This window comes from Pontibacter rufus (assembly GCF_015694705.1).
Taxonomy (GTDB): Bacteria; Bacteroidota; Bacteroidia; order Cytophagales; family Hymenobacteraceae; genus Pontibacter; species Pontibacter rufus.
The window spans coordinates 820,884-845,546 of sequence record NZ_JADQDR010000001.1; the positions used below are offsets into that span (position 1 = coordinate 820,884).

Consider the following 24,663-nt stretch of genomic DNA (forward strand, 5'->3'; position numbering starts at 1 on the left):
TTTTTGCAGTGCCGCAAGGTTTTAACGGATTTATACATTAGTTTTGCACCCTGAAATAACTCCGTTACAATAAGATACTATATAAAAAGCAAATGGCGAATATTGGCAGCATTACCCAGGTTATTGGTCCGGTGGTGGACGTTAGCTTTGTGGGTGAGAACTCGAAACTACCAAATATTTTGGATGCCCTGGAAGTAACCAAAGACAATGGCCAGAAAATTATACTGGAGTGTCAGCAGCACCTGGGCGAAGACCGTGTACGTACCATCGCAATGGATTCTACCGAAGGTCTTACCCGCGGCGCTAAAGTACTTGACCTGGGTTCTCCCATCACCATGCCGACAGGCGAAGGCATCAAAGGCCGTTTATTTAACGTGATTGGCGAAGCCATAGATGGTATTCCACAGCCTTTGAGTGCCGGTGGTCTGTCTATTCACCGTGCTGCTCCCCGTTTCGAAGATCTGGCTACTTCCTCTGAAGTGCTTTATACAGGTATAAAAGTAATTGACCTCCTGGAGCCTTATGTAAAGGGTGGTAAAATTGGTCTTTTCGGTGGTGCCGGTGTAGGCAAAACCGTTTTGATCATGGAGCTCATCAACAACATCGCCAAAGCTTACGCAGGCCTTTCAGTCTTTGCCGGCGTGGGCGAGCGCACACGCGAAGGAAACGACCTGCTGCGCGAGATGATTGAATCCGGCGTTATCAAGTATGGCGATGCCTTTAAACATTCTATGGAAGCAGGCGGCTGGGATCTCAACGCTGTGGACATGGACGAACTGGCTAAATCCCAGGCAACGCTGGTGTTTGGCCAGATGAACGAGCCGCCTGGGGCACGTGCGCGTGTAGCCCTGGCAGGTCTTACTGTAGCCGAAAACTTCCGTGACGGCGACGGTTCCGGTGCCGGCCGCGACATTCTGTTCTTTATCGATAACATTTTCCGCTTCACGCAGGCAGGTTCTGAGGTGTCGGCCCTTTTGGGTCGTATGCCATCGGCGGTAGGTTACCAGCCAACGCTGGCTACCGAAATGGGTGCCATGCAGGAGCGTATCACCTCTACCAAGCGCGGTTCCATCACTTCCGTACAGGCGGTTTACGTACCTGCGGATGACTTGACTGACCCGGCGCCGGCCACAACGTTTGCTCACCTGGATGCCACGACTGTACTTTCCCGTAAAATCTCCGAGTTGGGTATTTATCCGGCCGTAGACCCGCTGGACTCTACTTCGCGCATTCTGTCTGCCGATGTTTTGGGCGACGAGCATTACAACACTGCCCAGCGCGTGAAAGAAATTCTGCAGCGCTACAAAGAGCTTCAGGACATCATCGCCATCCTGGGTATGGACGAACTTTCTGACGAAGACAAGCAGGTGGTACACCGCGCACGCCGTGTGCAGCGTTTCCTGTCGCAGCCGTTCCACGTGGCCGAGCAGTTTACGGGCCTGAAAGGGGTGCTGGTTGATATCAAAGATACCATTCGCAGCTTCAACGAAATTATGGATGGCAAGTATGATTACCTGCCCGAGTCTGCCTTTAACCTGGTGGGCACCATTGAAGATGCCGTAGCCAAAGGCGAGAAAATGCTGGCGGAAGCAAAATAGTTTGAATTAGTTCCGAGTTAAGAATTCCGGGTTCCGAGTTGGTTTTATCCTTACTACAAACCCGGAACCCGGAACCCGGAACTCATAACTCATGAAGATGTATTTAGAGATAATCACTCCTGATAAAAAGGTTTTTGCCGGAGAAGTGGAGGCTGCACAGTTTCCCGGAACCAATGGTTCTTTTGAAGTGCTGAACAGCCACGCGCCCCTGATTAGCACCATGGAGCGAGGCAGCATCCGTCTTACAACCAGCAACGGGCAAGAATTTTTTACCGTTGACGGTGGCGTGGTAGAAGTGCTGAACAATAAGATTATTGTACTGGCCGAGTCTGTGCTGGCGTAACAACCCTTTTTAAAGTATAAACAGCAGCGCCTTCTGTTCCTTGTGAGCAGAAGGCGCTGCTGTTCTTGCGGGAAAGGTTTTATGTTTGTGGTTGGCGAGGGTTTTATTAGATAGCTCGTTATGGCTGATATCGCAAAATGCTGATTAGAAGCCAGGGGCAAAACCAGGCGGATGAAGATATATTAGGCTGCGTTAATATTAATATCTATGCCATACTTAAGAATTTCATTTACCACAGGATTTGTCCTGTTAAAATCATGAGAGTCGAAGGGATGTGGTTCAATTCTTAAATCAATCTGGCGCCTGAGTTTCATTAACTCAATCTGTGTATCAATTATGTCGTTTACGTGTCTTAGTATTATCGCAACATCTATATCACTGTCATCATGATTTGTACCCTTTGCATAACTGCCGAATAATATAGCACGCTGTATATCAAATTTGTTCTTAAGAGAATCAACATATTTTCTTGTTATTTCAATTGCCTGTCCTTTATCCATGAACGTAGATTTAGAATTTTATCAATCCATTCTTTAGTATATTCTGGTGTACACTTTTTGTAAAAGGCTTGTTTGTAACTGTCATACCTTGCATTAATATTGAAAGCTGTAATTGTATCAAGCCAATCCAACTGTTCATCTGAAAATTCTAAGTCCGAAAGGCTAGCCAATTTAGTCAAACCATGAGTAAAAGGTGCATGATCACTTCTTGCTTTTACTATTGAGGCTTTAATTAACTTCTCTATTACAATATGCCCAATAAACAATGACCAGTTATAATCTTTGGATTCATACATGTGCATCATTGTTTCACAGTCTTTATCAGAACTATCGATCCAGTGTCTAAATATTTTGTCTATATCAATATTATCAGCCATGCGAGTATCTACAATTACAAAGATAAGCTATTTATAGATCGGTTAAAGTCTGCAAAGTGCTTCATAGGGTTGCCTAACGTCTAATATAAAAAGCGGCGAGGCCGTCGGCCGAAGCTGATTTTTATATTAGACGTTAGGCATTGAAATTTTTATTTTTAAATTTCAACTTTTTAAGAATCTCTATATCCTCTTTTAATTCAGGCAACTCTTGAATCAGTTTAGTTAAGTGCTCAACAATTGAGTAAGCTTCATTATAAATTTTATTTAATTCTTCATTTGAAATTATTTTAGAATCCTTATCCGGATTTGACTCCTTAGGGATTGCTCCAGAAAGTTTAGTGCCAAAAATTTCTGTATCGGTTTGCCTTGTCCAGCAGTAATGAGCAAATGCGTTTCTTAGAACCCTAATTTGAGTGATTCTTTGAATGGCTTTTTTAATATCATCCACTTGAGCGGAAGAGATTATTTTGAAATCATAGCGACGGCGGTGAATATCAAGTGCATTTATAATTACATCCTGTAAGGCTGAAGCACTTAATTTGTCTGTGTAAGACCTGCCAAGGAATTCAGGAGTTATTAAAAGTCGGCTTGCGACAACTCCTAATAAAAATTCCATATTTGAGAACTCAACTACTATTTTTCCAATTATCAAAAATTGTTCATCCGTCAATTCGGCATACTTGGAGGAGTGGTTCAGCATTTTTATTATTATGACTAACTAACTTATTGCTTAACGTGAACATACGCTTACCAGCATTATGCTCGCATGTAAAACTGCATGTTTAACCTTCCCCTTCCCATACTTATATCCGCAGCCTGCATAGTATACTTCATTGCTAATATAACGCATTTCTGAAGATTATCGGCGGGCTGGTACTTTTCTTTGAAGTGTTTGAAGCTGCCGAACCATAAATTTTATAGCAAAACCACCGGATAAAAGTGCGCACAGGCTTCGGGATAACGAAAAGCTGCTTAACTTGAAGGCGCAATTATACTTTCTGTTATGTCGCACATACATCCCAAAACCACGCCCATTTACCAGACCTCTGTTTTTACCTTCGAAGACCTGGACGCACTGGAGCAATATTTCGACGAGCCGGGACAAAGTTACATGTATACCCGCTACCAGAACCCCAACACCGACGAGCTGGCGCAGGAAATAAGCGAGCTGGAGCAGGGCGCGGGTGCAATGGTCACCTCGTCAGGCACATCAGCTTTACTGGCGGCTGTGCTGACCCTTTGCAAAGCCGGCGATCATGTGCTGTATGCCGAGGAGATTTATGGCGGTTCTTCATCGCTGCTGGTGCAGGAACTGTCGCGGATGGGGCTGGAGGTAAGCGCCGTGCCTACAGTTGATACCTATACTTTAGATAAATATGTGCAGCCCAACACGCGGTTGCTGCTGGCTGAAACTATGAGCAACCCGCTGTTGCAGGTGCTGGATACGCAACGCCTGGCCGCGGAAACGAAGCGGCACAATATCAGGCTGGTAATTGACAACACTTTTGCCACTCCTATACTTACCAAACCCCTTGTGCTGGGCGCCGATATCGTGATTCACAGCATAACCAAATACCTCTCCGGCCACAGCGACGTAACGGCAGGCGTGGTAGTATGCGGGCAGGCAGACGACCTGGAGCGGGTGCGTAAAGTGGTGAAAATCTACGGCCTGAACCTGAGCCCGTTTGAAGGCTGGCTGGCTGCCAGGGGCCTTAAAACCCTGCGCCTGCGCATGAAGCAGCACAGCAGCAACGCACTGATCCTGGCCAAATACCTGCAGGATCATCCCAAAGTAGAGCGGGTATGGTATCCCGGCCTCGCCGATCATCCGCAGCACGAGCTGGCAAAACGGCAGGGACAGGGTATGTTCGGCGGTATGATGAGTTTCAGGATTAAGGACGAGGTAGCAGCTGTGAACAGGTTTATGCAGGCGCTGGAGCACATCCCGTTTGCGCCGTCGCTGGCAGGCGTAACAACATCCGTCTCGCACCCGCTGGGTACTTCCCACCGCTCCCTAAGTGCTGAAGAGCAGCAGAAGCTGGGGATAACTGTTGGTGTGATTCGCTTGTCGGTAGGCATTGAAGAGCCGGAGGAACTGATTGCCGACCTGGAGCAGGCATTGGAGCAGGTATAAGTATACTTGAATTTGGAGACGTGTAAATTTGAAGATGAACAACCGGCATTCAGGATGGTGCTGAATAAAAGAACGTCGGCTTAATTTGTCTTCCTGCTTAAGTATAAATATAAAATAGTGTGGCCGCCAAGCTGGATACTTTACATCTGTTGAAATTGCTGCAAAAGTACTTTTACCACCTTGCCAAGTTCTTCTTCGGTTAAGTTGCTGCTGCTGGGCAGGCAAAGTCCGCGGGAAAAAAGCTGCTCGCTGAGGTTGTTGCCATAGTATGGGGCATCCTTAAAGAGTGGCTGCAGGTGCAGCGGTTTCCAGAGCGGGCGGACTTCAATATTTTCTTCCTCCAGCGCCAGCCGTATACTTTCGGGTGTATGGTTATCGGGCAGCAGCACGGTGGTAAGCCAGCGGTTAGAAAAACTGCCTTTGGGTTCGGGCAGAAATTCCAATCCTTCTATTTCCTTTAAGCGATCTTTATAGTATACATACACCTCGCGGCGCTGTTTTACACGCTTCTCGAGCACCTCCATCTGTCCACGCCCGATACCCGCGCTCACGTTGCTGAGGCGGTAGTTGTAACCCAACTGCGAATGCTGGTAATAAGGAGCAGGGTCTTTGGCCTGCGCAGCCAGGAAACGCGCCTGGTTGGCCAACTGCTCGTTGGCTGTTATCAGGGCTCCGCCACCAGACGTGGTGACAATTTTATTGCCGTTAAACGAGAAGATGCCGATGCTTCCCAGCGTGCCTACTTGGTGCCCGCCATAACGGGAGCCAAGCGCTTCAGCGGCATCTTCCACTACCGGGATTTTAAATTCTTCTGCTACTGTCATGATCTCCTTTAACCTGGCCGGCATGCCATACAAATGCACCACCAGAATACAACCGGGCTTTCTGCCTGCCATAATACGATCGACAATAGCCTGTCGCAATGCATCGGGGCACATGTTCCAGGTTTCGGCCTCGCTTTCTACAAAAACAGGTGTAGCGCCCACGTACAGGATAGGGTTGGCCGAGGCCACGAACGTAAAGGTGGGGCAGAAAACGTCATCACCGGGGCCTATACCCAGCACGCGCAGCGCCAGGTGTATGGCAGCGGTGCCCGAACTGAGGGCTACCGCGTGCCGTGCGTTGGTATGCTGGCAGATGTCGTGCTCAAATCCGGGCAGGTTGGGGCCGGTGGTAGTTACCCAATTATCTTCCAGTGCTTTCAGTACATAATTCTTCTCGTGGCCGCCCATGTGGGGCACCGACAGGAAAATACGTCCGGGTTTATAGTTCATGTTGTCTGATGATTTTTGCCGGCACGCCTGCTGCCGTACATTTTGCCGGAATGGATGTGGTAACTACGGCGCCAGCACCTATCTGGCTGTCATCCCCGATGTGCAGCCCTGGTAAAACAACTGCGTTTGTTCCAATATAAGTACCTGCGCCCAAAAATGTTTCGCCGGAGAGGTGCACGCCCGGCATTATGGAAGCATAATCCCCAACAACAGTGCCATGCCCGATGGTACAATTTAAATTAATGAGCACATGATGGCCAATGCGAATATTGGTGGTAAGAACGACACCCTGCGTAAGTATAACGCCATTTCCTGTTGTAATGTATTGATAAGGTTTTATCTGTACGGAAGGATGGAGGAGTGTAGGGAAAGAAATACTTTTATTTACCTGTAGCGCTGCTATTATCTGCTTTTTTACCTGCGGGTTGCCAATGCCGATGACTAGGTGCAAGGGAGAGTCCGTTGCAGCCAGATCGGCTATAGTACCTAACCAGGGGAGCCCGTTAATGAAGCTGCCGCGTAATGTGCTGTTATCATCATAAAAGCCGGTGATATTCCAGATTGCATGCACTTCGTTTATCTGGTGGAGCAATACCAGCACTTCGCGGCCAAGCCCTCCGGCACCGGCAATTGCAATATTTTTCATATTTCTGTTCTGGAACCCGTAAACTCAGGTGCTGTTGCGTATCCGGGTGTGTGTATGCCGTTACCGCGCCATACTATTTTCAGCGTCTTGAGCAGGATGCGCAGGTCTGTTTTAAAAGAAACATTATCTGTGTACCACAGATCGTAGCCAAATTTCTGTTCCCAGCTAAGATTGTTGCGGCCCTGCACCTGCGCCCATCCGGTAATGCCCGGTTGTACGCGATGACGCCGGGCTTGTTCGGGCGAGTATAACGGCAGGTATTGAGGCAGCAGCGGGCGCGGGCCTACCAGGCTCAGATCACCGCGCAGCACATTGTATAACTGGGGCAGTTCGTCTATGGATAAGCGGCGCAGCCACCTGCCCAGGCGAGTGAGGCGTTGCGCATCTGGCAGGGGCCAGCCTGTTGCTGTGCAGGCAGTTGTCATGGTTTGGAGTTTGTACAGGTAAAAGAGCCTGCCATGCAGCCCCGGCCGCTGCTGCCTGAAAAACACGCCGCCATCGTTTACAACATATAGCAGCGGAACAAGGGCCAGCAGCAGCGGGGCGCTCAGGAGCAGTCCGCTGCCGGCCACCGTTATGTCTAATAAGCGCTTGCCATACTTGCTGTACATGTTAATCAAGCTTACTTTAATAAGTTTTTCTGCTGAGCTATTTTAAAATGCTTCTCAGAAGTTTATGCCCGGTTTGCTGCTTACTTCGGCTTTACCCGTAAGAATAGCACGGCTTTGTTATTTTGCCATTCATAAAACAGGGCTTATACTTCCCTGATATACCGGTACGCTGTTATACGAAAGTAGCAGTTGCGCTTATAACGGGCAAGTCTTAAATCAGCATAGCGGCCTTTTCCATTCCTTTTTATAGATTGCGGGCAAAAGCGCTATACTTCATGCTCGATTTTCCAAACGCTAAAATCAATCTGGGGCTGAACATCATCAGCAAACGCCCGGACGGTTATCATAATTTACAGTCGTGCTTTTATCCGGTAAAATGGAGCGATGCACTGGAAATATTGCCCGCTGAAGTGCAGCAGTTCGGCACCACAGGACTGCCTGTGCCCGGCGCTCCCGGGGCTAACCTGTGTCTAAAAGCCTATCAACTGCTGAAACAGAAGTATGAATTGCCGCCCGTACACCTGCACCTGCACAAAGTGCTGCCCATGGGCGCCGGACTGGGCGGCGGCTCGGCTGATGCGGCTTATACTTTACGCATCCTGAACAAACTATTCGGGCTGAACTTATCTGTAGAAACCCTGGAAAACTACGCCCGCCAGCTGGGCAGCGACTGCGCCTTTTTTGTGCAGAACAAGCCGGTAATCGCCACGGAAAGAGGGGATATATTTACGCCTGCTGCCTTGGATTTGAGCGGCTATACTTGCGTAATCGTATACCCGGGCATCCACATCACCACTGCCGAGGCTTATGGCAGCATTACGCCCAAAGCGCCTGACTATGATTTAGAGGATTTGCTAAAGCAGCCTGTGGAAGTATGGAAAGGCAAACTGCAGAACGATTTTGAAGCTTCACTGTTTCCAAAATACCCTGTGCTGCCACAGATAAAAGAGCAGCTATACGCTGCCGGTGCTGCCTATGCTTCCATGACAGGTTCGGGCTCCGCGATGTATGGCTTGTTTAAAGGTGATGTGCCTGCCAACTTACTCTTTCCCGATCACTACCTCATCTGGAAAGGCCTGCTTTAGTTTTCTGCGGCGCACGGCATAGGCGTCCAGCACTGGATAGATGAACACGCTGAGCAGGATGATGGATGCCCCGATATAAAAATCGCCGGAAACCTGCTTATTTTCCCTGAAGATGAGGAAGGCCAGGATGATGCCGTATACCGGCTCCAGGTTCACGGTCAGGTTCATGGTAAAAGCCGAAATACGCTGCATCAGCCGCACCGACGCGGTATAAGCATACACGGTGCAGGCCAGCGACAATACCAGCACCCACAGCCAGTCTGAAGCGGTAAGGCTGAAGTTTAACTGCCCGCCTTCGGCAAAGTATACTTTGTAAAATGGAAAGAACAGCACTGTTGCCAGAAAAGCGCCGCCCATCTCGTAGCAGGTAATGGTGGTGGAAGGCATCTTTTTCGCCAGCCGGGAGTTGATGATGGTGAAAATGGACGCCAGCAGCGCCGAGCACACGGCCATTGTGATGCCCAGAATGTTCTTTAAATCTGTTTCATCTTTAAAGATGATGTACAGGCCGAAAATGATGAGCAGAGCCAGCAATATCTCGTGCGGCTTGATTCTGGTTTTCGTAAACAGCGGCTCCAGAAAAGAAGTCCAGAGGCTGCAGGTAGCCATGCCTACCAGGCAGATAGAAACCGACGAGATGCGCGCAGAGGCGAAGAACAGGATCCAGTGGGCTGCAATCAGAAAGCCGACGCCCGTAACCTGCAGGGCTGTTTTGCGGCCGGTCCAGAACGGCGTACCGCGCCTGTAAATAATTACGCCGAGCGCCAGCGAGGCAATCAGCGTGCGTATCGAAACCAGTTCTACAGCCGGAATGCTGATGAGCTTGCCAAGTATGGCCGTAAAGCCCCACAGGAAAATGATAAAGTGGAGTTCCAGAAAGTCTTTTAAGCGTGGCATACTTTAGCGCGGAACATACCGGTACAACAAAGCCCCGATACCCGTAAAAATTATAGATGGTATCCAGGCGGCAATTTTCGGATCGATGTCGCCCACCTGGGCCAGGCTGCGGCTCGTTATCACAAAAATGATGAAGACAAAGGCCAGGAGAAATCCCAGTGCTATCTGAAAGCCAACACCGCCACGCGCTTTGCGGGCACTCAGAATTACCCCGATAACAGTTAAAATAATAATGGCGAACGGGTAACTGAAGCGCTCATACTTCTCGATCAGGTAAATCTCAATATCGTCAGCGCCGCGTGCGCGCTTCTCCTGAATGTAGCGGCTCAACTCTGGCAGTGTCATGGTTTGTTCCAGCTTGTAAGTACTTTCAAAATCTTTGGGCAGCAGGTTAAGGGTAGTATCGAGCGCGGTTCCTTTGTACAATGTTTCTTTCTCGCCATTAAAGGTGCGCAGGGTATAGCTGTCGGCGTGCCATTTTTTTAGTTCAGAGTTCCACGAAATGTTGCTGGAGGTAAGCTTGCTCTTAAGCTTGGTGCCATCAATCTTTTCCAGCGCGAAGTTATACCCGATGTTAGCCGTATTGTTGTAACTCTCCATGTATACATAGGTTTCCGGCGCTACTTTGATGTGGATGTTACGGCTATCGTACGTAAACGGGCTCTTGACATACTTTATCTGGAAAGCCACTGTTTTTTTGTTGGCATTGGGAATCACCCAGCCGATGAGCCCGAAGATAACAACGGCAATAATGCTGGAGCCCATCAGGTAAGGCACCAGCAGACGCCTGAAGCTGATACCGCTGCTCAGCATGGCTATAATCTCGGTATGCGATGCCAGGTTGGCTGTAACAAACACGGTGGCGATAAACACCGTAATCGGGCTCAGCATGTTGGCCCAGTAGGGGAACAGGTTCAGGTAGTAGACAAGTATTTCCGAAACTGCCACGCTGTGCTCGATAAAGTCGTCGTTTTTCTCCGTGAAATCTATCACGCAGATAACGGCAACCAGTATCAGCACCACAAACACGTAGGTGGACAGGAACTTCTTCAGTATGTATTTATCGAGGAGCTTCAATTTGAGTTAGAAATTTAAGGGGTTAGAAAATTAGAGAGTTCTTTAGTAAAAAATTTACAGGGTATAGGAGTTAATTGTTCCACGCATAAATTTTAACTTTCTAAATCTCCAGCTTTCTAACTTCTAGAGCCGTGTCATCAGTTTTTTTACCATCACATCTTTCCAGTCCCGGAAAGTTCCATTCAGTATTTGCTGCCGCGCCTGTTTTACCAGCCACAGGTAAAACGTAAGGTTGTGCACACTCGATATCTGGGCACCCAGCATTTCGCCGGCGTGCACCAGGTGGCGCAGGTAGGCTTTGCTGTAAAACGTACTGGCGTAGCCGCCCAGTTCCGCATCAATCGGGCTGTGGTCGTTAGCCCAGCGCACATTGCGTATGTTGATGATGCCCTGTGTGGTAAACAACATGCCGTTGCGGGCATTGCGCGTGGGCAATACGCAATCGAACATGTCTACACCCAGGGCAATGTTCTCCAGGATGTTGGCGGGTGTGCCCACGCCCATCAGGTAACGCGGTTTGTCTTTTGGCAGTATGTCGCACACCAGTTCCGTCATCTCATACATCATTTCGGCAGGCTCGCCAACGGATAAGCCACCAATGGCATTGCCTTCGCGGCCGAAGCCCGCAATTGTTTCTGCCGACTGCACTCGCAAATCTTTATAGGTGCTGCCCTGCACAATCGGGAAAAGCGTCTGGCTGTAGCCATACTTCGGTTCGGTGCTGTCGAAACGGTTTACACAGCGCTGCAGCCAGCGGTGCGTGCGCTCCATTGAGTTTTTAGCATAGGTATAGTCGCAGGGATAGGGCGTGCACTCGTCAAAAGCCATCACAATGTCGGCGCCGATAATGCGTTGCGTATCCATCACGTTTTCCGGCGTAAAATCAAGTGCCGCCCCGTCGATGTGTGATCGGAACTTAACGCCTTCTTCCTTTATCTTGCGCGTGCCGGCCAGCGAAAAAACCTGGTACCCGCCGCTGTCGGTAAGTATGGGCCGGTCCCAGCCGTTAAATTTGTGCAGGCCGCCTGCCTGTTCCAGCACTTCCAGGCCGGGCCGCAGGTACAAATGGTAAGTATTGCCAAGTATAATCTGTGCCTTTACGTCTTCTTTGAGCTCGCGCTGGTGTACGGCTTTTACGGTGCCGGCCGTGCCAACCGGCATAAAAATAGGCGTTTCGATAGCGCCGTGGTCGGTTTGCACCACGCCGGCGCGTGCTTTGGACTGGGTATCTGTTGCTGCTAAGGAAAACTGCATGGTTGTGTTGTATCCGGCTTCCGGGGTAATAAAAGTGGCCGGCGCCGCAGACGGTCTTTAAAAGGCGCAGATTTTTCGGCTCCTGTAATTTTAAATAAACGGCAAAGATACAAACAAGCCGGCCACAATGCACAAACAATTATAAATTGAGGAGAGACTTCGGAAATGGCTATACTTTGCCTAATTTTGAATGGTTGAATGATTGGTTTTTCTCAGCAACGGGTGTTAAGCGGATCGGATATAGGTTTTTACATGCTTCAGGCTGAGAACTTAAAGCAGGTGTACTTTACAGAAGTACAAGTATAAATCCAGGTCCAGGATTTTAAAGAATTTCAACCATTCAGCAATTAAACCATTTAACCATTTAGCCATCCAACAATTTAGTATCAAAACAATAAATTGATTATATTTATACTTCTGGGGCTGCTTGGCTTGTGTGTGCTGGTGCAGCTATACTTTGCGTTCTGTTTTTTTCTGCCGCTGGCCAGGTACAAAAGCCCGGAATCTGGCCGTCAGCACCCGGTGTCGGTGGTGGTGGCGGCGCATAACGAACTGCAGAACCTGGTAGAACTGCTGCCCCTGTTGCTGGATCAGGAGTATCCTGAGTTTGAAGTGTTGCTGGTAAATGACCGTTCTGACGATGACACGGAGTTTTATACTTACGAACTGGAAAAGCAGTTTCCAAATTTCAGGGTATCAACCATAAAGAAAACGCCGGAATACCTGAACCCTAAAAAGTATGCCTTGTCGCTGGGCATCAGGGCAGCCAGGTACGAACATCTGCTTTTTACCGATGCCGACTGCCGCCCGTGCAGCAAAAACTGGATTGCAGCAATGCAGCAGGGTTTTGCAGGTGGCGCCGACATGGTGCTGGGATATTCACCTTATGTAAAAATGAAAGGATTTCTGAATCATCTGATTCGATATGAAACCTTGCTTACCGGAATTCAGTATTTGTCTCATGCAAACAAGGGCCACGCGTACATGGGCGTGGGCCGAAACTTATCTTATACCAAAGCATGTTTCTTTAAAAACAAAGGGTTTGCATCGCATATAAAAACCATAGGAGGCGACGATGACCTTTTTGTGCGCGACGCAGCCAACAATAGTACCATAAGCATTGTTATTGACAAGGAGGCGCAAACCGCCAGCATTCCTAAAAAGACGTTTCGGGAGTGGGTAACACAGAAAAGAAGGCACCTGTCTGTTGGCAGCAAGTATAAACCGGCAGACAAAAGAAGAATTGGAACATTTGCATTGGCGAACATACTTTTTTATATACTTTCCATAACACTTCTTGCCCTGCACAGCCATCTGGCAGTAGTGGGGCTGCTTGTCGGCCTGCGGTATATAGCCGTGTTTCGGGTGTATGTGCTTGCTGCACGCAGGCTCAACGACACTGTTGCTGTGCCGCTGTTGCCTGTGCTCGACGCCGTCTATTTTTTCAACTACCTGTTTCTTGGGGTATCTGTACTAATGTATAAAAAAATCAGATGGAAGTAAATAAACAATTCTCTGCTAAAGCAAAACACGACTTCAAACTCATTCAGGCCGCCGTAGAGGATAATGACGAGAAAGCGTATGCCGAGCTGATGAGCATCTATAAAAAACCGGTATACCACGTCGTGCTGAAAATGGTGCGCAACGCCGACGATGCCGAGGACCTGACGATAGAGGCTTTTGCCAAAGCATTTCGCAACCTGCATAAGTTTAACCCCGAATATGCCTTCAGTACCTGGCTGTTCCGCATCGCTACCAACAACTGCATCGACTTTATCCGCAAAAACCGGATCAAAACCATGTCCATCGACTCAGCCATTAAAATTGACAATGGCGACGAGATTACCATCGACTTTAAGGACAAGAACCTGAACCCGCAGGAAGAAGCCATCAAAAATCAGAAAATCGAGATCATGCAGTACGTGGTGGCCAAACTGCCGGACAAATACCAGCGCCTGGTTACGTTGCGCTACTTCAACGAGCTGAGCTACGAGGAAATCGCGACGGAACTGAACGCGCCGCTCGGCACTGTAAAAGCCCAGTTGCACCGCGCCCGCGAGTTGCTTTATGACATGGTGAAAAACAAAAAGCACCTCATTTAATTGATTGGTTGTTGCTTTTAAGTTTATAGAAATTAATTTTATTGGATTAAGGTTGATTGATTACGTTTAAAGCCCTTGCCGCCCTCGTGCGGCAAGGGCTTTGTCGTTTTGCACTACATCCGTACTAATTTTATACTTTTGCAGCGGGCCCTGTGCCGGGCATATTGATTCTATACTTGATAAGGGCGTTTCTGTTGAACGAACGTATACTTTCTTTTTTAGGCAGGTTATACCTGCAGCTGTGTTTTCGGGATGAAAATAAACTTCACCAAGAACTCCGGCGCAAGTACAATGGCGCTTATCGCAATGCCGGCTTGGTGCTGCTGTTTGATATGCTGATGGCGCTGGCCACGGTTGCTGCTGTTGCACTCGTTGCGGCTGTTTTATACTTTGTAATTGCTTAAGTGCTTATTCGTAATTATTAATTCATAATTTGTAATTAAAAAGATGCCTGCTATCCGCACCCTGCTTTCCGGCTACTTCCCGGACCTGACCGAAGACCAACTGCAGAAGTATGAACAGTTGGGAGAACTGCTGCAGGACTGGAATCAGAAGATAAACATTATCTCGCGCAAGGATATGGAAGAGTTGGGCGTGCATCATATCCTGCATTCGCTCGGCATTGCCAAAGTAGTGACTTTTCCGGCGCATACATCGGTGCTGGATGTGGGCACCGGCGGCGGTTTGCCGGGCCTGCCGCTGGCGGTCATGTTCCCGGAGGTGAAGTTCCACCTGGTGGATTCTATCGGCAAAAAGATACATGTGGTGCAGGAAATTGCCCATGCGCTGCACCTGCACAATGTTACAGCCGCCCAGACGCGGGCCGAGCAGGTGCGCGAGAAGTATGATTTTGTGGTGAGCCGCGCTGTTACGCGCCTGGCAAATTTTTATCCCTGGGTAGCCAACAGCTTTAAAAAGCAGGATGTGGCCGGCAAAGGTTTGTATTACCTCAAAGGTGGCGATTTAACCGAAGAGATAGCTGAATCTGGCCTTATCACGCAGATATACGACCTGAAAAACTACTTCGATGAAGAATTTTTTGAAACGAAGAAGGTGGTTTATGTGCCGCTGAAGTAAGTATGAGCTTCTATCAAAGGTTCAGACATCTTCCTCCAGCAGGAAGCGAAGCGCGCGCGCCTCGGAGTAGTATAAATCCTTGCTGAAGCTTTCTGTAAAACCCACATGGCCGCCTTCGTCGGGCATCTCCAGGTAAAGGCACGGATTTTCCTGCGCCTCCTGCACCGGGTAACAGGCCTCCGATAAAAACGGATCATTTTTCGCATTTACCAGCAGCGTCGGAATCCGGATATTTTTCAGAAACTGCCTGGAACTGGCGCGGGCATAGTAATCTTCGGCATTCTTAAAGCCATGCATCGGCGCCGTATACCTGTCGTCAAACTCCGGGAAAGAGCGCAGCAGGTTATAGTTGTGCATGTCTACCTGGTCGGGGTACATGCGGTGCTTTTGCTCCATTTTCCGGCCCAGGCTTTTCAGGAAGCGCTGCGTGTATACTTTAGGAATTTTTTGTGCAGAACTTTTTAAGTCTACGGGTACCGAAAATACAGCGGCCCGCTTTATCTGTGCGGGCACTTCTGCCGGATTTTCGCCCAGGTACTTTAACGTGATGTTGCCGCCGGCGCTGAAACCAACCAGGTATACGGTATGATAGCAGCCGCTCTGCAGGGCGTGGCGCACTACAAAGTCCAGATCGTCGGAAGCACCCAGGTGATAGGAGCGGAGCAGTTGGTTGGGCTCGCCGCTGCAGCTGCGGTAGTTCCAGGCCAGCGCATCTACACCCTGCCGGTTAAAGGCTTTCACCATGCCCTGTATGTAGGGCCGTTGCGAGTCGCCCTCCAGCCCGTGAGAGAGCACCAGCAGTTTGCTGCCGCCTACCCGCGACCAGTCCACATCCAGAAAATCATTGTCGGGCGTGCGCAGGCGCTCCCGCTCATACTGTACCCCCGCCACCTGCCTGAACAGGCTTGGAATAATGGTTTGCAGGTGACTGTTGAACAGGTAAAAAGGCGGCTTGTATTGTGCGGGTACTAAGGGCATACAGGTTAAAGTATAAAGCTGTGCTTATGTTACGGATAGCGGCAATGTTCATCCATCAGAAGCAGGTTATATATCAATATACTCCTTTTCACGTAACATTGAACAGAAACCAATAAAAATACAGAACTATGAAATTGACATCAAAATTCAAAACAGCAGGATTAGGAATAGCATTGGGGTTTATGGCAGTGGCATGTAACCCGGAAACGCGGCAGGAAGCTAACGAGGAAGTGAACGAAGCACAGGCGGAGGTAACAGATGCCACTGTTGCGGCAGATAACGAGTACGATGATTTTTCTGCCTGGGTGAGAACCAACACCGACAAGGCAGAAACTGCTACAGCCGATGAATGGAACGAGATAGATACAGAATACAGCCGCCGCGAGGCAGAACTGGATGCTAAGAGCGATACCTGGGACGACCAGACAAAACAGGAGTGGCAGGAACTGAAAAATGACTGGAAAGAAACACGCGCCAAAGCCAAGCAACGCCTGGGAAATGTGGATGACGTGGACGTAGACATTGATGCGGATGTAGATACGAATTAACAATTTACCAGAGATTTACAAAGAGGCGGGGCACTGTAATTATATCACAGCGCCCCGCCTCTTTGTAGTTTATGTCCGGTAGCTTTTATACTTAGGCAGCCATACCAAATCCGGTTTTAGCTGCAGGTAGTGCTGCGGTTATACTTTTTTGCGGTATCTACTTTCTTATGCCATACTTTGATGGGTTTATTTGCCTGATTACCGGCCGGTATCGCAGGCGGCGTGCGTGCGTTCTATTCAATAGGGGCGATGCCAATTCCAGAATATTTCTATACATTTTATCAGAACCATACTTTGGAAATTAGGCAGAAAGCCTTTATCTTTGCAACCTCATTCAGGAAAAGAATCAAAGGTTTATCATTATTATAGAATAACATGGCTAACCATAAGTCGGCATTAAAGAGAATCAGAGCGAATAACGCTAAACGTCTTCGTAACAGATATCAGGCGAAAACGACTCGTACGTTTATCAAGAAACTGAAAGCCACCACTGATCAGGCGGAGGCGCAAGAACTTTACAAGACAGTTTCTTCGATGCTTGACCGCCTGGCTAAGAAAAACATCATCCACAAAAACAACGCTGCCAACAACAAATCCAAGTTGGCCAAGTTTGTGAACGGCCTCGCTGTAGCAGCTTAGTTTTTTGCCGGAATCACCTTTGAAGCCTTGTACAGTGGTACAAGGCTTTTTGTGTTTGTAGCCATTTATGAGATGGTAACGCGCACAGGTGCTGCTTACATAATTTAAAGTAACATAGCCACAAAAAAGCATCGCCGAAGTATAAACTTATACTTCGGCGATGCTTTTTATACTTTATCTGGTCTACTATGCGATGCTCAGCTTGATCATGTTGGTGCGCTTCTGCTCATTCATCGGCATACTGGCAGTGTTGATAAACACATCGCCTTTGCTGATGAAGTTTGCCTCCAGCAGTGTTTCCTTGATGTCGGTGATGGTAGCATCCGTGGACTCAAACTTGTTGTAGAAGAAACCGCGCACGCCCCACACCAGGTTTAAGGTTGTGAGCAGCCGCTCGTTTTCTGTGAAGATGAAGATATCCGATTTCGGGCGGTGCTTGGCCAGTTGGAAGGCAGTATAACCAGATTTAGTCATCCCGATGATGGCACGGGCATTGGTGTCGCGGGCAAGGTAGCAGGCATTGGCTACCAGGCTGTCGCTGAAGAAGGTATCCGAATGCGGGTTCAGCACAAACGACTTGTTAAAGATATCGGGCGCGTGTGTCTCTACCGTTTTGATGGTAAGGCTCATGCTGCGGATCGTCTCAACCGGGTAAGCACCTACAGCTGTTTCAGCGCTCAGCATCAGCGCATCAGCGCCGTCTATTACAGCGTTGGCAACGTCGTTGGTTTCGGCACGGGTCGGGCGCGGATTCACAATCATACTCTCCATCATCTGGGTAGCAACAATTACAGGTTTGGCTGCTTTGTTGCTCTTCTCCACCAGCATCTTCTGTATCATCGGCACCTGTTCCATTCCTACTTCCACGCCTAGGTCGCCACGGGCCACCATCAAAGCATCCGAAGCCTCAATAATCTCATCGATGTTAAGAATGGCTTCCGGCTTTTCTATTTTGGCAATGACGCGGGTGTCTTTGCCACGCTCGGCAATAATGCGCTTAATTTCGTGTATGTCTTCTACACGGCGTACAAACGAGAGCGCCACCCATTCTACATTGTTGTCGAGGCCGAAGTGCAGATCGCTGATGTCTTTTTCCGTTAAGGAAGGCGCCGATACTTTGGAGTCCGGCAGGTTAATACCTTTGCGCGGCTTCACGATGCCACCGTAAACCACCTCCGCTTCTACGGTAAGGTCTTTGTCGGTATGTATTACTTTTAATTCAATTTTACCATCGTCTATAAGTATGGTATTGCCGGGGTTCACATCTTTGGCCAGCTCTGTATAAATAGTAGAGAGCCTGTCCTGCGTGCTCACGGAACCGTCGCACACCAGTTGGATGCGCTGGCCGGCTTTAATCTCCACGCCGCCGCCCACTACGTCGCCCAGTCTGATTTTAGGGCCCTGCAGGTCCTGCACCAGGCAGATGCTGGTGTGGTGCTTGCGGTTTATTTCGCGCACGTATTCAATTACCTGCAGGTGCTCTGCATACTCGCCGTGCGAGAAGTTAAGACGAAATGCATCAACGCCTTCTTTTACAAGTGCTTTCAGGCGCTCGTAAGAATTACTGGCGGGGCCAACGGTGGCCAGAATCTTGGTTCTGTTAAAAGATATGTCCATGTTTAGAATATCAGGTTCACTTTAAATTTAATGTGCGGAGATAAAAATATTTTATATTCAATGCGCAGGCCGCAAACGGTGCAGCCTGCATAATAACTGCCGGGGTAAAGGTATAGGCCCTTGCGCTTCAGGGGGTTTATACTTTGTTGTTGCCATAGTTTCAAAAATAAACGGGTGCAGGGTGGCTGCGTTGTTAACTGGTTCAGCATACTTTTTTAACCATCAATCATCAACCAACATCCGCCAGCCTCGTAATTGTACTCTATATCCAGGCTCCTTGTTTTCACAGGTTTCCGTTCAGGATTCCAAAAGTAAGAAGCTATGGACGTAAAACAGCAGGCAAAGTATAAAAAATTTACAAATAGACGAATAGCGTAATTTTTTTTGATATTGTCTGCCGAAATATATTTCTTTGCACAGTGTTTTAATAAACTAAAAGAAAAATGTCAGAAATCGCAGAAAAAGTAAGAGCTATCATCATTGATAAGCTTGGTGTTGAAGAGGCAGAGGTTACCCCGGAGGCAAGCTTCACAAACGACCTTGGCGCTGATTCGCTGGATACCGTTGAGCTTATCATGGAGTTTGAAAAGGAGTTCAATGTGTCTATTCCGGATGATCAGGCTGAAAATATCTCTACCGTGGGTCAGGCGGTAAGCTACCTGGAAGAGCACGCGAAATAATTTCCCTCCTTTAATTCAATTATTAAAGATTAGAATTTCTACTATCTATCCCTCTACTAACAGCTTATGGAGCTTAAGAGAGTCGTGGTTACTGGGCTTGGCGCACTCACGCCGGTTGGAAATACTGTTCCGGAATACTGGAATGGTCTCATCAATGGCGTGAGTGGCGCTGCACCTATAACACGCTTTGATGCGGGTAAATTTAAAACCCAGTTTGCCTGCGAAGTAAAAGGATATGAGGCAGAAAATTATTTTGACCGCAAAGAGGCCCGCAAAATGGACCTTTTTACGCAGTTTGCCATGGTGGTGGCCGATGAGGCCGTAAAAGACGCCAGGCTGCTGGAAGATAACCTGGACCCGGACCGCATCGGCGTAATCTGGGGATCCGGTATCGGCGGGCTGCGTACTTTTCAGGAAGAGTGCGTGAACTTTGCCAACGGCGATGGCACACCGCGCTTCAATCCGTTCTTCATTCCGAAGATGATTGCCGACATCAGCGCTGGTCAAATCTCTATCAAGTATGGCTTCCGCGGACCTAACTTCGTTACGGTTTCTGCCTGCGCATCTGCCACCAATGCCCTGATCGATTCTTTTAATTATATCCGGCTTGGATTTGCTGATGTAATTGTATCAGGCGGATCAGAAGCTGCTGTAACAGAAGCAGGTATCGGCGGCTTTAACGCGCTCAAAGCCCTTTCGGAGCGTAATGATTCTCCGGAAACTGCTTCGCGCCCTTTTGATGCCGACCGTGATGGCTTTGTGCTGGGCGAAGGTGCCGGCGCATTGGTTCTGGAAGAGTATGAACACGCCAAAGCACGCGGCGCTAAAATTTATGCCGAAATTATTGGTGGCGGTATGTCTGCCGATGCTTACCACATCACGGCGCCTCACCCGGAAGGCCTGGGCGCGCTGAACGTAATGCGCAATGTACTGCGTGATGCCAACATCAGGCCCGAGGAAGTAGATTATATCAACGTACACGGCACTTCCACACCGCTCGGAGATATCAGCGAAACAAAAGCCATTCAGACGGTATTCGGTGAGCATGCCTATGACCTGAACATTAGTTCTACCAAATCCATGACGGGCCACCTGCTGGGTGCGGCGGGTGCTATCGAGGCTATCGCTTCTATCCTGGCCATCCGGAACAAGGTAGTGCCGCCCACCATCAACCACTTTACCGATGATGAACGCTTTGATCCGCGGCTAAATTTCACCTTTAACAAGGCACAGGAGCGGGAAGTGAACATAGCTCTGAGCAATACGTTCGGATTTGGCGGCCACAATACCTCTGTTTTATTCCGTCAACTGAACGATTAGTGTTTGGTCCTTTAAAACCGGTTCGGCGCCTTTACCGCAGAATATTTCAACAGGATAAAGAGTTTGTGCGCGCTATTGCCGGTATCACTGGCAGCGCGCCCGACAACCTCCGCCTGTACAAACTGGCCCTTACCCATACCTCGTTTGTGCGGCTCACAGCAGCCAGCAAACACGAAACAAACGAGCGCCTGGAGTTTCTGGGTGATGCCATACTTGGGGCCGTGGTAGCGGAGTACCTTTTCAAGAAGTTTCCTTACGAAGATGAAGGATTTCTGACGGAAATCCGCTCGCGTATTGTTAACCGCGAATCGCTGAACCACATTGCCCTTAAAATTGGTCTCAACCTGCTGGTACGTATCGATACCAGCAACCAAAGCCAGCGCCACAAATCTGTAAACGGCAATGCCCTGGAGGCTCTGGTAGGCGCCATATACCTGGATAAAGGCTACGATACCACCCGCCGGTTTATACTTAACAAGCTCGTAAAACCCTATGTGGACCTGCACCAACTGGTAAACACTGTTTCTAATTTTAAGAGCAAACTCATCGAATGGGCGCAAAGCCAGAACCTCGATATCCGCTTTGAAATTGTAAAACGTAAGCAGCAGGGCAATACCACCGAGTTCACTTCCGAAGTATACATCGGCGACAAGCCTGTGGCCGTGGGTAAAGGCCTCTCCAAGAAAAAAGCGGATCAGGCCGCTGCCGAGAAAAGCCTGGAAGTTCTGAAAATCAGCTGAGTTTTAATTTTGAATAATTGAATAACTGGATAATTGAATTCTGAACGTTTGGATTTGACTGCACAGATTCCTTGATACGTGCATCAATTCATATCTTATTCAGTTATTCAAAATCCAATTATTCAAAATTAGATTCACACGCTTAACCTGCCCGCCCTAGCTGCGTTAAATACCTTCATGGAAGAAACCAGACTCATCTTAGCCGGTGCCGCCCTGAACCAGACCCCCATCGACTGGGACGGCAACCTTCAGAATATAAAAGACGCCATTACAGAAGCCATTGCCAGCAAGGTAGATATTTTGCTGTTGCCGGAGCTGTGCATTACAGGGTACGGCTGCGAAGATTTATTCCTGAGCCCGTGGCTTTCGGAGGAGGCTTTTCAGAAATTGCTGCAGGTAAAGGAATGGTGCGATAACATTACGGTAGCGGTAGGTTTGCCCGTAATTGTGGATGGCATGGTATACAACACCGCCTGCGTTATCAAAAACAAAGAAATACGTGGTTTTACTGCAAAGCAGTTTCTGGCCAACGACGGCCTGCACTACGAAACGCGCTGGTTTAAGCCCTGGCCGGCTAACCAGATAACCGAGTTCCTGATGATGGGGCAAACGTACCGCATCGGCGATATTGTTTATGAGGAACAGGGTGTAAAGTATGCCTTTGAGATATGCGAAGATGCCTGGCGGCCCAGCCGGCCAGCCGAACGGCACATGCCCAAAGGCGTGCAGTTGATACTCAACCCCAGCGCCAGCCACTTTGCCCTCAGCAAAACCGATGTGCGCTACAGGCTGGTGGTAGATGCCTCCAAAAAGTACCAGTGCGCTTATTTGTATGCCAACCTGCTGGGCAACGAGGCAGGCCGCGTGATTTACGACGGCGAAGTGCTGATTGCGCAGAACGGCAAACTTATCCGGCGAAATGATCTGCTTTGTTTTAAGAATGTGGATATGGAAGTGGCCGAAGTATGTTTCTCCGACAATCCGGAGATAACGGAGGTTATCGAATACCTGCCGCCGATTGACGAAAACAAGGAGCTTATTGCCGCCCTGAGTCTGGGCCTGTTTGATTACATGCGCAAGAGCCACAGCCGTGGGTTCGTGTTGTCGCTGAGTGGCGGCGCAGACTCCTCGCTTTGCGCTGTGGCGGTTGCCGAAATGGTGCGCCGCGGTGTGGAAAGCCTGGGCGTGCTGAATTTTGTGGCCAAAGCCAGTATGTTCGGGCTGAAAGATGCCGCTCATTTCGAAGATCTCCCGAAAGAGCAGGCCCAAAAGGAGCTGGTAAGCCGCCTGCTCACCTGCGCCTACCAGGGCACCATCAACTCTTCTGACGATACCTATAACTCAGCTAAAGAACTGGCCGATTCTATTGGGGCGGTGTTTTATAGCTGGACGATTGACAGCGAGGTGCATGGATATGTTTCGAAAATAGAAGATGTGCTGGAACGCCCGCTGACGTGGGAATACGACGACATCACGCTGCAGAACATACAGGCCCGTGTGCGTGCGCCCGGTATCTGGATGCTGGCCAATATCAACCATGCGCTGCTGCTGGCTACTTCTAACCGCAGCGAGTCGGCGGTGGGTTATGCCACCATGGACGGCGACACCGCCGGTAGTATATCGCCTATTGCCGGCATCGACAAGGCATTTGTGCGCCAGTTTCTGATATGGATGCAGCAGCAGTTGGGCTACGAGGGATTGCAGTACGTGAACAATTTGCAGCCGAGCGCAGAACTGCGGCCGGCAAAGGAGGCACAAACAGACGAGAAAGACCTGATGCCATACGAGGTGCTGAACCAGATTGAGCGCATGGCCTTTTACGACCGCCTCTCGCCGCAACAGGTATACGAGCAGCTACTGGCGCAGGCCGTTGCTGCGCCCGGCGTGCTGCAGGCCTGGGTAACCAAATTTTATACGTTGTGGGCCCGCAACCAGTGGAAGCGCGAGCGCTATGCCCCCTCTTTTCACCTGGATGACTATAACCTGGACCCACGCAGCTGGCTGCGTTTCCCGATACTGAGCGGCGGCTTCCGGGAGGAGCTATCGGAGTTGAAGGAGGAATAGAGCGATACAGGCAGGAGGCGGATAGGGAGTATACGCGGAGTTAACGGCAACGGCAGGCGGCCAGATTATGAGCTAACGTTTTTTCGGTAGCCTATTTATCGTAACTTTGGCGGGACTAGCATCACCTTTATGAACAGCATCCTCAATTACATTACCTGGAACGTCGATCCCGAGATTTTTCATATAGGCCCGCTCAGCATACGCTGGTACGGGCTGTTGTTTGCCCTGGGCTTTGTGATAGGCCAGCGCATCCTGACAAAAATTTATGTAGCCGAGGGCCGCACCGAAGGCGACGTAGACGTGATTACCCTGTACATGATCATCGGAACAGTGGTAGGTGCACGCTTGGGCCATACTTTGTTTTATGCGCCTGATTATTACCTGAGCCACCCGCTGGATATCTTAAAGATTTGGGAAGGCGGCCTGGCCAGCCACGGCGCCACCATTGGTATCCTGCTGTCGCTCTGGCTATTCAGCCGCAAGTATAAATTTGATTATGTATGGGTGCTGGACCGGATTGTGATTGTAGTAGCCCTTGGCGGCGCTTTAATCCGCCTGGGCAACCTGATGAACTCCGAGATTTTCGGACATCCTACTGATTTGCCCTGGGGCTTTATATTTGAACGCAGCCGCGAGTTCTCGCATGTGCCGCGCCATCCTACACAGCTGTACGAGTCCTTGAGCGTTTTTCTGCTGTTTGTGCTGCTTTACTGGCTCTGGACAAAGTATAAAAGTGCGCTCCCGCGTGGCCTGCTGTTCGGTATTTTTGTTACAACTCTGTTTACGTTCCGTTTCCTGGTGGAGTTTCTGAAAGAAAACCAGGAAGCTTTTGAGGATAATTTGGCGCTGAACATGGGCCAGATTCTGAGTATTCCGCTGGTGCTGGTAGGCGTGGCAATACTTATCAAAGTATGGCTGAATCCAAGGCCGGCGCTGCCCGGCGGCCGCCTGCCCGATGATGCGACAACGCCCAAAAAGAAAAGCAAAGTATAGCAGTATAAAAGAGAAGGCCTGAAGCTTAATTGTTTCAGGCCTTCTCTTTTATACTACCTGTTTCAGGTAAGACGGTACAAAGCACAAAGCCTGTACAGTTAAAGCAGGT

The 24,663-nt window shown here is 49.1% G+C and carries 26 protein-coding genes; 15 read left to right on the forward strand and 11 right to left on the reverse strand.

Annotated elements, in window-relative coordinates; genetic code table 11:
- Window positions 1-92: 92 nt before the first annotated feature.
- Window positions 93-1,598 (forward strand): F0F1 ATP synthase subunit beta, encoded by a 1,506-nt coding sequence (gene atpD, locus I2I11_RS03685; RefSeq protein ID WP_196266282.1) that lies wholly within the window; start codon window positions 93-95, stop codon window positions 1,596-1,598.
- Window positions 1,599-1,695: 97 nt separating this feature from the next.
- Window positions 1,696-1,941: an ATP synthase F1 subunit epsilon gene (gene atpC / locus I2I11_RS03690; RefSeq protein WP_196266480.1), complete on the forward strand. Its 246-nt coding sequence runs from the start codon at window positions 1,696-1,698 to the stop codon at window positions 1,939-1,941.
- 182 nt (window positions 1,942-2,123) lie between these two features.
- Here atpC and I2I11_RS03695 read toward each other — a convergent pair whose 3' ends face one another.
- The 3 genes from I2I11_RS03695 to I2I11_RS03705 form a co-directional block, all read right to left on the reverse strand.
- Window positions 2,124-2,441, reverse strand: a complete 318-nt coding sequence (locus I2I11_RS03695; RefSeq protein WP_196266283.1) for a nucleotidyltransferase domain-containing protein — start codon at window positions 2,439-2,441, stop codon at window positions 2,124-2,126.
- On the reverse strand, window positions 2,414-2,818 hold the full coding sequence (locus I2I11_RS03700) for a HEPN domain-containing protein (protein ID WP_196266284.1): 405 nt from the start codon (window positions 2,816-2,818) through the stop codon (window positions 2,414-2,416). The genes I2I11_RS03695 and I2I11_RS03700 overlap by 28 nt, the downstream gene beginning before the upstream one ends.
- Before the next feature lie 133 nt (window positions 2,819-2,951).
- Window positions 2,952-3,518, reverse strand: coding sequence for a hypothetical protein (locus I2I11_RS03705; RefSeq protein WP_196266285.1), 567 nt, complete (start codon window positions 3,516-3,518; stop codon window positions 2,952-2,954).
- Between the two features lie 303 nt (window positions 3,519-3,821).
- Here I2I11_RS03705 and I2I11_RS03710 point away from each other — a divergent pair, with 303 nt between their 5' ends.
- Complete coding sequence (locus I2I11_RS03710) at window positions 3,822-4,952, forward strand: trans-sulfuration enzyme family protein (RefSeq protein WP_196266286.1); 1,131 nt, start codon at window positions 3,822-3,824, stop codon at window positions 4,950-4,952.
- Between the two features lie 140 nt (window positions 4,953-5,092).
- On the opposite strand, the gene I2I11_RS03715 is transcribed toward I2I11_RS03710, so the two are convergent.
- The 3 genes from I2I11_RS03715 to I2I11_RS03725 are packed head-to-tail and all read right to left on the reverse strand — an operon-like array spanning window position 5,093 to window position 7,483.
- A complete protein-coding gene (locus I2I11_RS03715; RefSeq protein ID WP_196266287.1) occupies window positions 5,093-6,226 on the reverse strand; it encodes a DegT/DnrJ/EryC1/StrS family aminotransferase in 1,134 nt (377 codons plus the stop codon).
- A complete protein-coding gene (locus I2I11_RS03720; protein ID WP_196266288.1) occupies window positions 6,216-6,872 on the reverse strand; it encodes an acetyltransferase in 657 nt (218 codons plus the stop codon). Before I2I11_RS03720 ends, I2I11_RS03715 begins: the two co-directional genes overlap by 11 nt.
- Window positions 6,869-7,483, reverse strand: coding sequence for a sugar transferase (locus I2I11_RS03725; protein WP_196266481.1), 615 nt, complete (start codon window positions 7,481-7,483; stop codon window positions 6,869-6,871). The genes I2I11_RS03720 and I2I11_RS03725 overlap by 4 nt, the downstream gene beginning before the upstream one ends.
- Window positions 7,484-7,758: 275 nt before the next feature.
- Here I2I11_RS03725 and ispE point away from each other — a divergent pair, with 275 nt between their 5' ends.
- Window positions 7,759-8,568, forward strand: coding sequence for a 4-(cytidine 5'-diphospho)-2-C-methyl-D-erythritol kinase (gene ispE / locus I2I11_RS03730; RefSeq protein ID WP_196266289.1), 810 nt, complete (start codon window positions 7,759-7,761; stop codon window positions 8,566-8,568).
- Here ispE and I2I11_RS03735 read toward each other — a convergent pair.
- The 3 genes from I2I11_RS03735 to tgt form a co-directional block, all read right to left on the reverse strand.
- The gene (locus tag I2I11_RS03735) at window positions 8,524-9,465 is read right to left on the reverse strand and encodes a DMT family transporter (RefSeq protein ID WP_196266290.1); all 942 of its coding nucleotides are present in this window, start codon (window positions 9,463-9,465) and stop codon (window positions 8,524-8,526) included. The genes ispE and I2I11_RS03735 overlap by 45 nt on opposite strands.
- Window positions 9,466-9,468: 3 nt before the next feature.
- On the reverse strand, window positions 9,469-10,542 hold the full coding sequence (locus tag I2I11_RS03740; protein WP_196266291.1) for an LptF/LptG family permease: 1,074 nt from the start codon (window positions 10,540-10,542) through the stop codon (window positions 9,469-9,471).
- A gap of 123 nt (window positions 10,543-10,665) precedes the next feature.
- The gene (gene tgt / locus I2I11_RS03745; protein WP_196266292.1) at window positions 10,666-11,796 is read right to left on the reverse strand and encodes a tRNA guanosine(34) transglycosylase Tgt; all 1,131 of its coding nucleotides are present in this window, start codon (window positions 11,794-11,796) and stop codon (window positions 10,666-10,668) included.
- Between the two features lie 399 nt (window positions 11,797-12,195).
- Between tgt and I2I11_RS03750 the strand changes: the two genes are divergently transcribed.
- The 4 genes from I2I11_RS03750 (at window position 12,196) to rsmG (ending at window position 14,975) form a co-directional block, all read left to right on the forward strand.
- Window positions 12,196-13,299 (forward strand): glycosyltransferase, encoded by a 1,104-nt coding sequence (locus tag I2I11_RS03750; RefSeq protein ID WP_196266293.1) that lies wholly within the window; start codon window positions 12,196-12,198, stop codon window positions 13,297-13,299.
- Window positions 13,290-13,898 carry an RNA polymerase sigma factor gene (locus I2I11_RS03755; RefSeq protein WP_112303596.1) on the forward strand — a complete coding sequence of 203 codons (609 nt, stop codon included), beginning with the start codon at window positions 13,290-13,292 and terminating at the stop codon, window positions 13,896-13,898. Before I2I11_RS03750 ends, I2I11_RS03755 begins: the two co-directional genes overlap by 10 nt.
- A gap of 194 nt (window positions 13,899-14,092) precedes the next feature.
- Complete coding sequence (locus I2I11_RS03760; RefSeq protein ID WP_230679864.1) at window positions 14,093-14,302, forward strand: hypothetical protein; 210 nt, start codon at window positions 14,093-14,095, stop codon at window positions 14,300-14,302.
- Window positions 14,303-14,345: 43 nt separating this feature from the next.
- Window positions 14,346-14,975 (forward strand): 16S rRNA (guanine(527)-N(7))-methyltransferase RsmG, encoded by a 630-nt coding sequence (rsmG, locus tag I2I11_RS03765; RefSeq protein WP_196266294.1) that lies wholly within the window; start codon window positions 14,346-14,348, stop codon window positions 14,973-14,975.
- Between the two features lie 21 nt (window positions 14,976-14,996).
- Here rsmG and I2I11_RS03770 read toward each other — a convergent pair whose 3' ends face one another.
- Complete coding sequence (locus tag I2I11_RS03770; RefSeq protein ID WP_196266295.1) at window positions 14,997-15,953, reverse strand: YheT family hydrolase; 957 nt, start codon at window positions 15,951-15,953, stop codon at window positions 14,997-14,999.
- 128 nt (window positions 15,954-16,081) lie between these two features.
- Here I2I11_RS03770 and I2I11_RS03775 point away from each other — a divergent pair, with 128 nt between their 5' ends.
- Window positions 16,082-16,501, forward strand: a complete 420-nt coding sequence (locus tag I2I11_RS03775; protein ID WP_196266296.1) for a hypothetical protein — start codon at window positions 16,082-16,084, stop codon at window positions 16,499-16,501.
- Window positions 16,502-16,876: 375 nt separating this feature from the next.
- The gene (rpsT, locus tag I2I11_RS03780; RefSeq protein ID WP_196266297.1) at window positions 16,877-17,140 is read left to right on the forward strand and encodes a 30S ribosomal protein S20; all 264 of its coding nucleotides are present in this window, start codon (window positions 16,877-16,879) and stop codon (window positions 17,138-17,140) included.
- 186 nt (window positions 17,141-17,326) lie between these two features.
- On the opposite strand, the gene pyk is transcribed toward rpsT, so the two are convergent.
- Window positions 17,327-18,757 carry a pyruvate kinase gene (gene pyk / locus I2I11_RS03785; protein WP_196266298.1) on the reverse strand — a complete coding sequence of 477 codons (1,431 nt, stop codon included), beginning with the start codon at window positions 18,755-18,757 and terminating at the stop codon, window positions 17,327-17,329.
- Window positions 18,758-19,200: 443 nt separating this feature from the next.
- Here pyk and I2I11_RS03790 point away from each other — a divergent pair, with 443 nt between their 5' ends.
- From I2I11_RS03790 to lgt, 5 genes are all read left to right on the forward strand, one after another.
- The gene (locus tag I2I11_RS03790) at window positions 19,201-19,437 is read left to right on the forward strand and encodes an acyl carrier protein (RefSeq protein WP_196266299.1); all 237 of its coding nucleotides are present in this window, start codon (window positions 19,201-19,203) and stop codon (window positions 19,435-19,437) included.
- Between the two features lie 66 nt (window positions 19,438-19,503).
- Window positions 19,504-20,757 carry a beta-ketoacyl-ACP synthase II gene (gene fabF / locus I2I11_RS03795; protein ID WP_196266300.1) on the forward strand — a complete coding sequence of 418 codons (1,254 nt, stop codon included), beginning with the start codon at window positions 19,504-19,506 and terminating at the stop codon, window positions 20,755-20,757.
- Window positions 20,757-21,497, forward strand: a complete 741-nt coding sequence (rnc, locus tag I2I11_RS03800; RefSeq protein WP_196266301.1) for a ribonuclease III — start codon at window positions 20,757-20,759, stop codon at window positions 21,495-21,497. Before fabF ends, rnc begins: the two co-directional genes overlap by 1 nt.
- A gap of 177 nt (window positions 21,498-21,674) precedes the next feature.
- Complete coding sequence (gene nadE / locus I2I11_RS03805; protein ID WP_196266302.1) at window positions 21,675-23,561, forward strand: NAD(+) synthase; 1,887 nt, start codon at window positions 21,675-21,677, stop codon at window positions 23,559-23,561.
- Between the two features lie 129 nt (window positions 23,562-23,690).
- Window positions 23,691-24,554, forward strand: a complete 864-nt coding sequence (gene lgt, locus I2I11_RS03810) for a prolipoprotein diacylglyceryl transferase (protein WP_196266303.1) — start codon at window positions 23,691-23,693, stop codon at window positions 24,552-24,554.
- Window positions 24,555-24,663: the final 109 nt, after the last annotated feature.